Genomic DNA, 11,618 nt, shown 5'->3' on the forward strand with positions numbered 1-11,618 from the left:
GACACACGATTGCCGACCGCGTGCTAGCGCGCTCGCGGGTGCGCACCCGCCCACACTTCACGCAACGTCGTGACGGTGACGAGGGTGTAGATCTGTGTCGTGGTCACCGACGCGTGGCCGAGCAATTCCTGCACGACGCGGACGTCGGCACCGCCGTCGAGCAGGTGCGTCGCGAACGAGTGCCGGAGCACGTGCGGTGACACCCCGGCCGTGATTCCGGCCCGCTGCGCGGAGTCCTGCAATACTTGCCAGGCGCTCTGGCGCGACAGTCGACCACCGCGCACATTGAGAAACAGCGCCGGATTCGAGCGGGCGACGAGGCCCGGCCGACCGCGCACGAGGTATGCGTCGACCGCCTCGATGGCCGGCCTCCCCACCGGGACGACTCGATGTTTCCCGCCCTTACCGCGCAGGAGCACCGAGCGAGCCTCGGTGTCGATGTCGTCCACATCCAGACCGACGGCCTCGGAGATGCGCGCACCGGTGGAGTAGAGCAGTTCGAGCAGTGCCCGATCTCGCAGACCACGCGGCGCATCGGGACCGGCGATGGACGCCGATTCCAGCAGCGCCACGACCTGGTCGACGGGCAGCGACTTCGGTAGTCGTTTGGCCGGCTGCGGCGGCTTCACCTCGCTCGCGACGTTGCGCTCCACCATGCCCTCGGCCAGGGCAAAGCGGTGCAGACCACGCACGGCGATCAACGTTCGAGCCGCCGAACTGGCTGCGAGAGCCGGGAATTCGTCGTCGCCGCGCCGGAGATACAGCACGAACTCGGTGATGTCGTTCTCGGTCACCTTGGCCAGATCGGAAATTCCGTACCCACTCAGAAACCGCTCGTACCGCACCAGATCGCGACGGTACGACGACACCGTGTTCGGTGCCGAACCGCGCTCGACCACCAAATGATCGAGATACGTCGCAATCTGATCGCCGATCACAGTGGCTACTTTCGTGAACTCTTCCGAGACTCGAATGCCGTGGGTCGATCCGCCCACGGGGCGTCGGCCGGACGCAACTCGGTGCCGGTGGCACGAGCTGCCGCCAACGCGAGCACTCCCGACACGGCCGAGGCGTTGACGATCTCCCCTGCCAACGCACGACGGACGGCCTCGCCCATCGGCACGAAGGACAACTCGATGTCTGCCTCCTCATCGTGCGCCTCCGGGCGATCGACCTCACTCAGATCCTCGGCGAGGAAAATGCGGACCGCTTCGTCGGTGAATCCGGGAGAGGCCAGCACGTCCACCAACACCGACCATTTTCCGGCTGCGAGACCGGTCTCCTCGGCCAGTTCGCGCTGCGCCGCCAGCACGGGCTGCTCACCCGGCTCGTCGAGCAAGCCCGCGGGCAGCTCCCAGAGACGACGTCCGATGGGGTGCCGGTACTGCTCGATCATCGCCACGCGGTCCTGATCGTCGACGGCCAGAATGCCGACTGCGCCGTGATGTTCGATCACTTCTCGCTCGGCGCGACGCCCGTTCGGCATCGCCACCTGATCGAGCCGCAAGGCAAGAATCGCGCCGGAGTACGGAACCGTCGAACCGAGCGTGGTGAATTCGTGTCTGGTGTTCTCGCTCATCCGACGGTCTCGGCCTCGGCGTCCGACTTCTCGGCCGCAGCGGTGTCACCGTGAATGTCGACCGGCAGCCGCTCGGCAGCCTTGTACTTCAGTGCCGCGTTGATCAGTGACGCGAACAGCGGATGCGGACGGGTCGGCCGGCTCTTGAGCTCGGGATGCGCCTGGGTAGCAACGAAGAACGGATGCACCGATGCCGGCAACTCCACGAACTCGACCAGATGACCGTCCGGGGACGTACCGCTGAAGACCAAGCCGCTCTTGGCAATTCGATCACGGTAGACATTGTTGACCTCGTAACGGTGACGATGGCGCTCCGAGACGTTCTCGGTGCCGTACGACGCCGCGACGACCGAACCCTTCTGCAGCGTCGCCGGGTAGGCACCGAGACGCATGGTGCCACCGAGGTCTGCATCGCCGGCGACGGCGTCCTCCTGGTCGGCCATCGTGGAGATCACCGGATCCTTGGTGTCCGGATCGAACTCGGCCGAATTGGCATCGGTCAGGCCGACCGAACGAGCAGCCTCGATGACGACGCACTGCAAACCGAGGCACAACCCCAACAGTGGAATCTTGCGGGTGCGTGCGAACTCGATGGCACCGAGCTTGCCTTCGATACCGCGAATGCCGAATCCGCCCGGAATGAGCACGGCATCGACATCGCCCAGCGCAGCCTGAGCCCCCGCAGGCGTCGAGCACTCGTCGGACGGAACCCACTTGATCTCGACCTTGGCGCGATGAGCGAATCCGCCGGCACGCAGTGCCTCGGTGACCGAGAGGTAGGCGTCGGGCAGGTCCACGTACTTGCCGACGAGGCCGACTCGCACGGTTTCGCGGGGCTGGTGGACGCGATCGAGCAGTCCGCCCCAGATGGTCCAGTCGACGTCACGGAACGGCAGACCGAGCTGCCGGACGACGTAGGCGTCGAGGCCTTCCTTGTGCAGCACCTTGGGGATGTCGTAGATCGACGGGGCGTCGGGTGTGGAGATGCAGCCGTCGACGTCGACGTCGCACATCAGCGCGATCTTGTTCTTGAGCCCCGGCGGCACGTCGCGGTCGCACCGCAGGATCAACGCGTCGGGCTGAATACCGATGCTGCGCAGTGCTGCGACGGAGTGCTGAGTGGGCTTGGTCTTGAGTTCACCGGACGGTGCCAGGAACGGAACCAGCGACACGTGCAGGAAGAACACGTTGTTGCGGCCGACGTCGTGACGGACCTGCCGCGCCGCTTCGAGGAACGGCTGCGATTCGATATCGCCGACGGTGCCGCCGATTTCGGTGATGACGACGTCCGGCTGATGGCCCTGAAGATCCGGACCGTTCATGGCCAGGATGCGACGCTTGATCTCGTCGGTGATGTGCGGAATGACCTGAACGGTGTCGCCGAGGTACTCGCCGCGACGCTCCTTGGCGATGACCGTCGAATAGACCTGGCCGGTGGTCACATTGGCGAATCCGGACAGATCACGGTCGAGGAAGCGCTCGTAATGGCCGACGTCGAGGTCCGTCTCCGAGCCGTCCTCGGTGACGAAGACTTCACCGTGTTGGAACGGATTCATCGTGCCGGGATCGACGTTCAGATACGGATCGAGCTTCTGCATGGTCACACGCAAGCCGCGTGCGGTCAGTAGCTGGCCGAGGCTGGACGCCGTCAGACCTTTTCCGAGCGAAGACGCGACGCCTCCGCTGACGAAGATGTGCTTGGTGTCGGAACGCGACTGAAGGCGTGACAATGAGGCTCCCGTGACGAGTCTGCAGGGCTTGCTCCTATCAGGGGGCTGATAAGAGAGGTAAAGCGTGGAAATTGGGCCTGCTACCCACGGGACTTCACGGTAACACCAGTACGTACCTCACCGCCAACGACACGCGTATTCGACGCGAGCGCCGATCAACTCACCGGCGCACCCACGGTGACGGCGTTCGCGTTCGCTCCGGTGCCGTAGCGGCCCGCAGCACCGTCCAGTTGCTCTGCCAGGGCGAGAACTGTGGTGATTCGGCCTGCTTCACGATCGACGTTGTCCACCGTGCTGAGCGCAGACGACAACGCCGAGTCGGCTCGTACTACTGCGATCGAGCCGTTGCCCTCGGCCGCACCGGAACGACCTGCCAGTACCGCACCTGCTCCGCGCGAATCGAGAGCTCCGGCGAAGCGAGCGACGATGGCACCGCGGTTGCCGTCCTCGACATCCGAGGCACCCGAACCTGTGACCACCACGGCCAACTGCGCCGGTGCGACCGCACCGTTGTCGTAAGCGATGAATCCGCCGCTACGCAACGTCTCGAGCGCGAGAGACAGCTCCTCGGGGGTCGATTGCGGCTGCGCCGTCTGCGCATTGAGCAGCAACACCGAACCCAGCAGGTCGCCCGCCAGACTTCCTTGGTCGACCGCCCCGGTACGCAACTGCACACCGGCCGGAATGACGTTGGTCAGTCGGGTGCGCAGATCGTCGCCGTTCGCCGCGGACACGAACGAATCCGTCAGCGACACCCGGCCCGTGACCGTGGCACCGGACGCCCCGATCGAACGCGTGACGCCGTCGACATCGCCGGGATCTGCATCGGGCGTGGTGATGACCACAACGCTGCGATCGACGAGGGAGTCTCGGAGTACTCGACCCGAGACCGCCGCATCGAAACCGTCGGCCGAGTTCAGCTGCTCGCCGAGCTGATTGTTGGTCGATTGCAGATCGTCGACCTGATTCTCGAGACCCGTCTTGTCGTCGCGCAGACCCGAGACCAGTCCGCTGGACAGCAGACCCGAGCCGAGGACGATGCCGATGGCCAACGCAACGAACACGGCAGCGAGCGAAATGGCATGTTGGCGAAGCGAAATCACGAAAGCAACCCCTGGAACCACAGTGCGAATCGGTTCCACAGATCGATCGCCCAATCCAAGGATTCGCCGCCGATGTTGGAGACGGCCAACGCCACGATCACCGCGACGAGCGCAGCGAGAATGAGCAGGGCAATTGCACCGCCCGACACGCGGCTTCGGTACAGCGTGGCCACCGCCTTGGCGTCGACCAGCTTGGCACCGACCTTCAGACGCGTCATGAACGCAGCCGGGTTGGTGTTGCGTCGTCCGCGATCGAAGAATTCGTCGAGGCTGGCCGGGCTACCGACCGACACGATCAGCGACGCACCGTGGTGGTCGGCCAACAGCAGTGCGAGGTCCGCAGCAGCACCGGTCGCCGGGAAGGTCATGGCCCCGATCCCGAGATCCTGGATGCGTTCGAGACCTTGGGCGTGTCCGTCCGAATCGGCCGGAATTACCACTTCTGCACCACATTTGAGTGTCTGCGCCGTGACGTCCTCCGGATCGCCGACGATCAGATCCGGGCGGTGTCCCGCTTTCATCGCTGTGTCCGCGCCCGCACCGACGCCGATGATGACGGGCGAGTACTCCTTGATGAACGGCTTGAGATTCTTCAGGTCCTCCGCGTGCCCCGGCCCGTCGGCAACGATCACGACGTGACGACCCTTGAGGTCGATGTCGATGTCCGGTACCCCGACGCCGTCGATCAGCAACGGACTCTCGGTCCGAATGAACTCGATCGTGTTGCCCGAGAACGCTTCCAGATGGTCGACCAAACCGGTCTTGGCCTCGATCATCTTGTCCGAGATCTCGGCTTCGCTCTGCTCCTCGCCCTTGGCGAGGCGACGATCGCCGGTGTAGACGCCACCGTCGTTGAGCCGGATCTTGGTGCCGTCCTTGATCTTCTTGAAGATCTCGGTGCCGGCCGAGTCGATCAAGGTGATCCCGTTGGCGACGATGACCTCGGGGCCGAGATTGGGATAGCGACCGGAGATCGACGGCGACGCGTTGACGACCGCGAGCACCCCGGCCTCGACGAGCGCATCCGCCGTCAATCGGTCCAGATCGAGCTCGTCCAGAACGACGATGTCGCCGGGGCCGACCCGCTTGAGCAGCTTGGCCGTGTTGCGATCGACTCGCGCGATCCCGGTGATTCCGGGCAGCGAATCCTGACTACGTGACAGCAGTGCCGGCATCTTCATGCCCACCATGATGACCCGATCGACACGCCCGGCCATGGAGGCGCGCCGAAACAACTACCACACTGATCACATCAGCACCAAAAGTTACAGGGCGGCTCTGTCTGCGTTTGCGGTGGCCAAGAGCTCCTCAGCGTGTGCGCGACCGGTCTCGGTGTCGTCGAGCCCCGCGAGCATCCGGGCGAGTTCTACGACGCGTTCCGAGGACGACAACGTTCGGACTCCGCTGTTCGCCGCACCTTTCTTGGCGTCGGTCTTGTCCACAACCAGATGCGTGTCCGCGAATGCAGCCACCTGCGGGAGGTGGGTGACGACGATGACCTGATGGGTACGAGCCAGCCGACCGAGCCGACGACCGACCTCGACCGCCGCCCGACCACCGACTCCGGCGTCGACCTCGTCGAACACCATCGTCGCGCCCTTGTCGGAACCCGCCAGCACCACCTCGAGCGCCAACATCACCCGCGAGAGCTCACCGCCCGACGCGCTCTTGCTGATCGGCAACGCCTGGGCGCCGTCGTGCGCGGACAACCGGAACTCGACCTCGTCGACGCCGTTACTACCCGCATGCAACTCGGTACCGTCGATGACGATCGGTGCCGTGTCCGACGGCCCGGCCGGCAGCGATCGAACATCGATCTGCAGCTTGGCCTTTCCCATCGCCAGTCCGGCCAGCTCGACGCTGACGGCTTTGGACAGCTTCGTCGCCGCTTTCGACCGGGCAGCGCTGAGCTTGGACGCGGCCGCCGCGACGTCGACAGCAGCCGACTCGACGCGCGCACTCAGCTCCGCGAGCGCGTCGGCAGAGGTGTCGATGCGAGACAGACGTTCCCGAGCGTCCTCGGCCCATGCGATGACACCGTCGACGTCGGCGGCGTACTTGCGCGTCAAAGACTTCAGCTCGGCCTGCCGGTTCAGGATCGTGTCGAGAGCTCCTGGATCCGACGGGAGGTCCGACAGATACGAGGTCAGATCGGCACCGATGTCTCCGACGACGGCCATTGCGTCGTTCAACCGGGGCAGCAGTTCAGTGAGAGCAGCGTCGTCGGCATTTTCGAGACGCGATCGCGCCTCGCCCAACAGATACAGCGCAGACGTGGTGTCCGACGCCTCCTCGGTACTCCCGACAAGGGCCGCGGCGGCACCCTCGGCGGTTTCCCGCAGCGAATCGAGGTCGCCGAGCCTGCGCACATCCTCGGCGACGGCTCGATCCTCACCCGGTTCTGGGGCAAGCGAATCGATTTCTTGCAGGCCGAATTGCAGACGGTCGGCCTCCTGGGCCAGTTCACGGCTGCGTTCGGTGCGGTCGATCAATTCGTTGCGTGCGTCGAGCCACGTCTTACGGGCGGCGCGATACTTCGCCACCAGAGAGACCACCGAATCACCGGCGAATCTGTCGAGTGCACCGAGTTGCTGATCGGGGCGCAGCAGCCGCAACTGGTCGTTCTGACCGTGCACTGTCAACAGCGAATCGGTGAAGTTCGACAGCACCGATGCGGGGACGCTTCGTCCACCCAGATGCGCACGCGAGCGACCGTCCGAATTGACCGTTCGCACGGCGATGATCGAATTGTCTTCGTCGCGTTGACCTCCCGAGGATTCGAGTACCTTCTCGACGTCCTCGATCACCTGTTCCGAGGCGGTGTCGGTGCTGAATCGACCCTCGACCACGGCTCTTTGGGCACCGAGGCGCACCCGACCTGCGTCGGCGCGCGCACCCGACAGCAGATGCAAGCTGGTGACCACCATCGTCTTGCCAGCACCGGTCTCGCCGGTGAGAACCGTCAACCCCTCGTGAAATTGTGCACTCGCGCCGGAGATGACTCCGAGGCTGTCGATCCGAATTTCTTCGAGCATCCCTACCTCGCTCTCCCCCGCCACCCGGTCACGGGCAGTTCGAATTTCTTGACCATGCGATCGGCGAACGGTGCCGAATCGAGGCGAACCCACTTGATCGGCGATGCTCCCCGCACGACCTCGACACGTGCTCCCGCCGGCAAGCCCAACGTGCGGCGGCCGTCGCAGAACACGAAACCATCGTGTCCGCCGGCGTCGATCTCGACGGCGATGATCGACTCGGGGCTGGTGACCAGCGGACGCGCAAAGAGGGCATGGGCGTTGCTCGGAATAACCAGTATGGCTTCGAGTTCCGGCCACACCACCGGCCCGCCTGCAGAGAACGCATATGCGGTCGACCCCGTGGGTGTCGACACGAGCACTCCGTCGCAGCCGAACGCGGAGACCGGACGCCCGTCCACCTCGAGAACGACCTCGAGGACGCCGAGCCTGGATCCGTTCTCGATGCTCGCCTCGTTCAAGGCCCACCCGCGCTCGACGACCTGGTCGCCCACTCGGATGGCAATGTCCAGCGTCATCCGCTGTTCGATGCGATAGTCGCCGGCCATGACACGCGCCAGCGCGTCCTCGAGATGGTCGGCCTCGGCCTCCGCGAGAAACCCCACGTGGCCGAGGTTGATACCGAGAACCGGGATGTCGGCCGCCTGTGCGAGTTCGGCCGCGCGCAGAAACGTTCCGTCCCCGCCGAGAACCAGAACCATCTCGCACCCGGCGGCCGCGTCGGGACCGAACTCGACGACGTTGAGCCTCATGTCCGCCACGAACACATGGTCGTGTTCCTCGGTGTCCGATGCCTCGATCTTGGACGGTTCCACTTCGTCGACGAGAACCCGCAGGCAAATGCCTGCTTCGTCGAACACTTTGCCCACTCGGCGCGCGGTCTCGGCGATGTCCGGCCGGCCGGGGTGTGCGACGAGAAGAATCTCCCGAACGGACTCCTGCGTCGGTGCTGCATGGGACGGAGTCACTGTGGTCCTTCCTCGATCGCGTGACGGACCAACTCGGTGACGCCCACGCCGGTAGGCGGCGAACCGTCACCTGCGCCCGCCTTCAGCCACAAAAAGTACTCGACGTTGCCCGAAGGTCCCGGCAGTGGGCTTGCGGCGACCGCCTCGACACGCAGGTTCAACGCGATCGCGGCATTCGCGACGTCTTCGACGGCCTCCGCCCTCAGCGCCGGGTCTCGCACGACGCCGCCGGAACCGACACGATCCTTGCCGACCTCGAATTGAGGCTTGACCATCAACACCATGTCGGTGCCCGACGTGGAGCACGCAACGAAAGCGGGAAGAACGAGCTTCAGAGAGATGAACGACAGGTCTGCCACGATGACGTCGACAGGGCCGCCGATCGTGTCGGCGTCGATCGAGCGCACATTGGTGCGATCGATGACGTGCACGCGTTCGTCGGATTGCAGTCGCCACACGAGTTGGCCGTAGCCCACGTCGACCGCAACGACCTCGCGCACACCGCGACTGAGCAGAACGTCGGTGAAACCTCCCGTGGAGGCACCGGCGTCGAGACACCGCGCGTTGTCGACGCTCAGGCCGAGTGGCTCGAACGCGTCGAGGGCACCGAGCAATTTGTGCGCGCCGCGAGACGCCCAGCTGATTTCGTTGTCTTCCTCGGCCACCAACAGCGGAGTGCCGGGCTCGACGGCGGTAGCGGGCTTGGAAGCCACGGTGCCGGCTATCTTCACCCGGCCTGCTTCGATGAGTTCGGAGGCGTGCTCGCGAGATCTGGCCAGTCCACGACGGACCAGTTCTGCGTCGACACGTGCGCGACGGGCCACGTCAGGTCTTGTCGACGGTGGTCAAGGCCCGAACCAGCACTTCGTGGGCCCGGTCCAGCACACCCGCATCACGTGCCAGGGCGTCCGAATCGACGGCCTCCGAATCGAGGTCTGCCTCCGACCCTATGGTGAGCTGCGCAAGCAGCGACGACACCTCGGCTCTGATGCTGTCCGGATCTGCGGACGACTCTTCGCCGGCCGCGTTCGGCCGGTGTTGTCCTGGGAGTGGAATCGACGCGCTCATCGCCTCTCACGCTATCGGATGGGTCCGACGAACGCCCGCTCGCGGCCGCCTGCACGAACCCGTGTCAGCAACCCAACAGCGAGCGCAGATCGGCGAGTCCATCCCCGTCGAAGCGAACGTCCGAGAACTCCGAACCCGACCACGCAACATCGAGGACGGCAAGCAGACCCTCGAAGACATCCATCTCGGCAGCACCCTCGAAACGCACGGACAGGACCCCGTCGTCGATGCCGACCGTCCAGCCATGCTTCCCAGCGACCTCGGACGCCGACTCGTCCTTGTTCAGGACCCCGAGATCGCTACCGATGTGGGTGGGACGCAGATGCTTCGGAGCACGAAGCAACTCGGGAGCGGTGCTGACACCCGTCAGGACCAGCAACGACGGCAGGGCAGCTTCGTTCGCACCGGCGATATCGGTATCGAGCCGATCGCCGACCACGAGGGCCGAGCTGGCACCACTGCGCTCGACGGCGTCACGCATGATCGGAGCCGCGGGCTTGCCTGCAACGATGGGCTCGACGTCGGTGGCATTGCGCACTGCCGCCACCATCGAACCGTTGCCGAGAACGAGGCCGCGCTCGGTCGGAAGAGTCGCATCGACGTTGGTTGCGACCCACAGTGCGCCCGCACGCACTGCCAGCACCGCCTCGGCCAACATGGGCCACCCTGTATCGACCGAATGTCCCTGAACCACCGCAACCGGATGGTCGTCGGCAGAGCGCACCGGTGCCAATCCGACTTTCTCGATCTCAGTCGCCAAGGCGTCGGTACCGACGACGAGGACACGTGAGCCGGGATCGAGTCTGCCCGCGAGTACTCGGGCTGCGGCTTCGGAACTGGTGACGACAAATTCTGCTGTGGTGTCGAAACCGAGTTCACGGAGATGTTCGGCGACATCGCTCGGTGCGCGACTGGCATTGTTGGTGACGAAGTACTGCTTCTCGGAACCACCCGAAAGCGCCTCCACTGCACCCGGAATGGGGTCCTTGCCGGCGTAGACGGTGCCGTCGAGGTCGAGCAGCAGAACGTCGTGGGCGTCGCGGAGCAATGTCACCGACTGCCCCCGGACAACTCCTCGACCCGCTCTTCTGCGTCGGTTTCTCCATCGACATCTGCCGCGGCAGCGTTGAGGAACCACTTCACACCCTCGTCGACGCGACCGGCAGCAACGAGCGCATCGGCGTAGACGTAGAACAGGCGAGCGGCAGCTGTACCCGACCGAGATGCGTCGAGATCGGGGGTCTGAAGGGTAACGACGGCCTGGTCGTACTGATTGAGATCCATACGAGCGCCGGCGACGACGATCCGAAGTTCCGACGCCTCTTCACCGGTCAGTTCCCGCGCTTCGTCGCTCCGACCGAGTTCGATGGCCCGCTCGGGGCGCCCGAGTCCACGTTCGCAGTCGGCCATGACCGCGATGAGGCCGGGGCCACCGGCCATTCGACGTGCCGCTCGCAGTTCCGACAAAGCTTCGGCCCATTCACCCGCGTGATACGCCGCAATTCCGGCTGTCTCACGTACGACGGCGATGCGGCCGGCTCGCTGACGAGCCGAGCGCGCGTGCAGCAGCGCCAACTGCGGATCGTCGTCGAGCAGTCTGCTCGTCATCACGAGGTGACGGGCCACAGCAGTCGCATTGTTCTTGTCCAAGCTCAACAGATCCCGGCGCACGGCCGGCTCCAGCTGGCCGGCCTCGACCTCGTCGGGCAGATCCGGCTCGTCGGGCCGCGGGGGTCGGCGATCGGACGATGCGCTGTTACCGCGGCGATCGCCCGAGAACCCACCTTCACCACCACCACGCCTGCGGGGAGGGCCGTCCGAACGACGCGGGTCGCCGCGACGGTCCGCAGCGCGGGGGTTGCGATCTCGGGACTCGCTCGGGCGGTTGCCGCCGTCCCCTCGGGAGGGGCGACGATCGTTGTTGTCTTCCGACACGGGCGTCCTTTCGGATTCTGGATACAAAACGCAAAAAGGGGACCCACCAAGTGGGTCCCCTTCTTACAACGGATGTTCGGCGGTGTCCTACTCTCCCACACCCTGTCGAGTGCAGTACCATCGGCGCTGGAGGGCTTAGCTTCCGGGTTCGGAATGGGACCGGGCGTTTCCCCTCCGCTATGGCCGCCGTAACTCTGCGA

At 65.1% G+C, this 11,618-nt stretch carries 11 protein-coding genes and 1 rRNA gene; all 12 read right to left on the reverse strand.

The annotated features are described in order from the left end of the window. Window positions 1-23: 23 nt before the first annotated feature. Window positions 24-938: a site-specific tyrosine recombinase XerD gene (gene xerD / locus E4P29_RS22060; RefSeq protein WP_027497213.1), complete on the reverse strand. Its 915-nt coding sequence runs from the start codon at window positions 936-938 to the stop codon at window positions 24-26. 5 nt (window positions 939-943) lie between these two features. Beyond that, a complete protein-coding gene (locus E4P29_RS22065) occupies window positions 944-1,579 on the reverse strand; it encodes an NUDIX hydrolase (protein WP_135047217.1) in 636 nt (211 codons plus the stop codon). Further along, the gene (locus tag E4P29_RS22070; RefSeq protein WP_135047218.1) at window positions 1,576-3,309 is read right to left on the reverse strand and encodes a CTP synthase; all 1,734 of its coding nucleotides are present in this window, start codon (window positions 3,307-3,309) and stop codon (window positions 1,576-1,578) included. Before E4P29_RS22070 ends, E4P29_RS22065 begins: the two co-directional genes overlap by 4 nt. Before the next feature lie 155 nt (window positions 3,310-3,464). Next, entirely contained in the window at window positions 3,465-4,412 is a 948-nt protein-coding gene (locus E4P29_RS22075; RefSeq protein ID WP_135047219.1) for a copper transporter, read from the reverse strand. Next, window positions 4,409-5,593: a putative cytokinetic ring protein SteA gene (steA, locus tag E4P29_RS22080; protein WP_135047229.1), complete on the reverse strand. Its 1,185-nt coding sequence runs from the start codon at window positions 5,591-5,593 to the stop codon at window positions 4,409-4,411. The genes E4P29_RS22075 and steA overlap by 4 nt, the downstream gene beginning before the upstream one ends. A gap of 84 nt (window positions 5,594-5,677) precedes the next feature. Beyond that, window positions 5,678-7,447: a DNA repair protein RecN gene (recN, locus tag E4P29_RS22085; protein ID WP_167735579.1), complete on the reverse strand. Its 1,770-nt coding sequence runs from the start codon at window positions 7,445-7,447 to the stop codon at window positions 5,678-5,680. 2 nt (window positions 7,448-7,449) lie between these two features. After that, on the reverse strand, window positions 7,450-8,415 hold the full coding sequence (locus tag E4P29_RS22090; protein WP_027497219.1) for an NAD kinase: 966 nt from the start codon (window positions 8,413-8,415) through the stop codon (window positions 7,450-7,452). Continuing rightward, window positions 8,412-9,239: a TlyA family RNA methyltransferase gene (locus E4P29_RS22095; RefSeq protein WP_135047221.1), complete on the reverse strand. Its 828-nt coding sequence runs from the start codon at window positions 9,237-9,239 to the stop codon at window positions 8,412-8,414. Before E4P29_RS22095 ends, E4P29_RS22090 begins: the two co-directional genes overlap by 4 nt. Window position 9,240: 1 nt before the next feature. After that, complete coding sequence (locus tag E4P29_RS22100; RefSeq protein ID WP_135047222.1) at window positions 9,241-9,483, reverse strand: hypothetical protein; 243 nt, start codon at window positions 9,481-9,483, stop codon at window positions 9,241-9,243. 64 nt (window positions 9,484-9,547) lie between these two features. Beyond that, entirely contained in the window at window positions 9,548-10,537 is a 990-nt protein-coding gene (locus tag E4P29_RS22105; RefSeq protein WP_135047223.1) for an HAD-IIA family hydrolase, read from the reverse strand. Then, window positions 10,534-11,418, reverse strand: coding sequence for a hypothetical protein (locus tag E4P29_RS22110; protein ID WP_135047224.1), 885 nt, complete (start codon window positions 11,416-11,418; stop codon window positions 10,534-10,536). The genes E4P29_RS22105 and E4P29_RS22110 overlap by 4 nt, the downstream gene beginning before the upstream one ends. A 74-nt stretch (window positions 11,419-11,492) precedes the next feature. Beyond that, a 5S ribosomal RNA gene (rrf, locus tag E4P29_RS22115) occupies window positions 11,493-11,609 on the reverse strand. Window positions 11,610-11,618 lie beyond the last annotated feature (9 nt).

The organism is Rhodococcus sp. 1R11 (assembly GCF_004563845.1).
Taxonomy (GTDB): Bacteria; Actinomycetota; Actinomycetes; order Mycobacteriales; family Mycobacteriaceae; genus Rhodococcoides.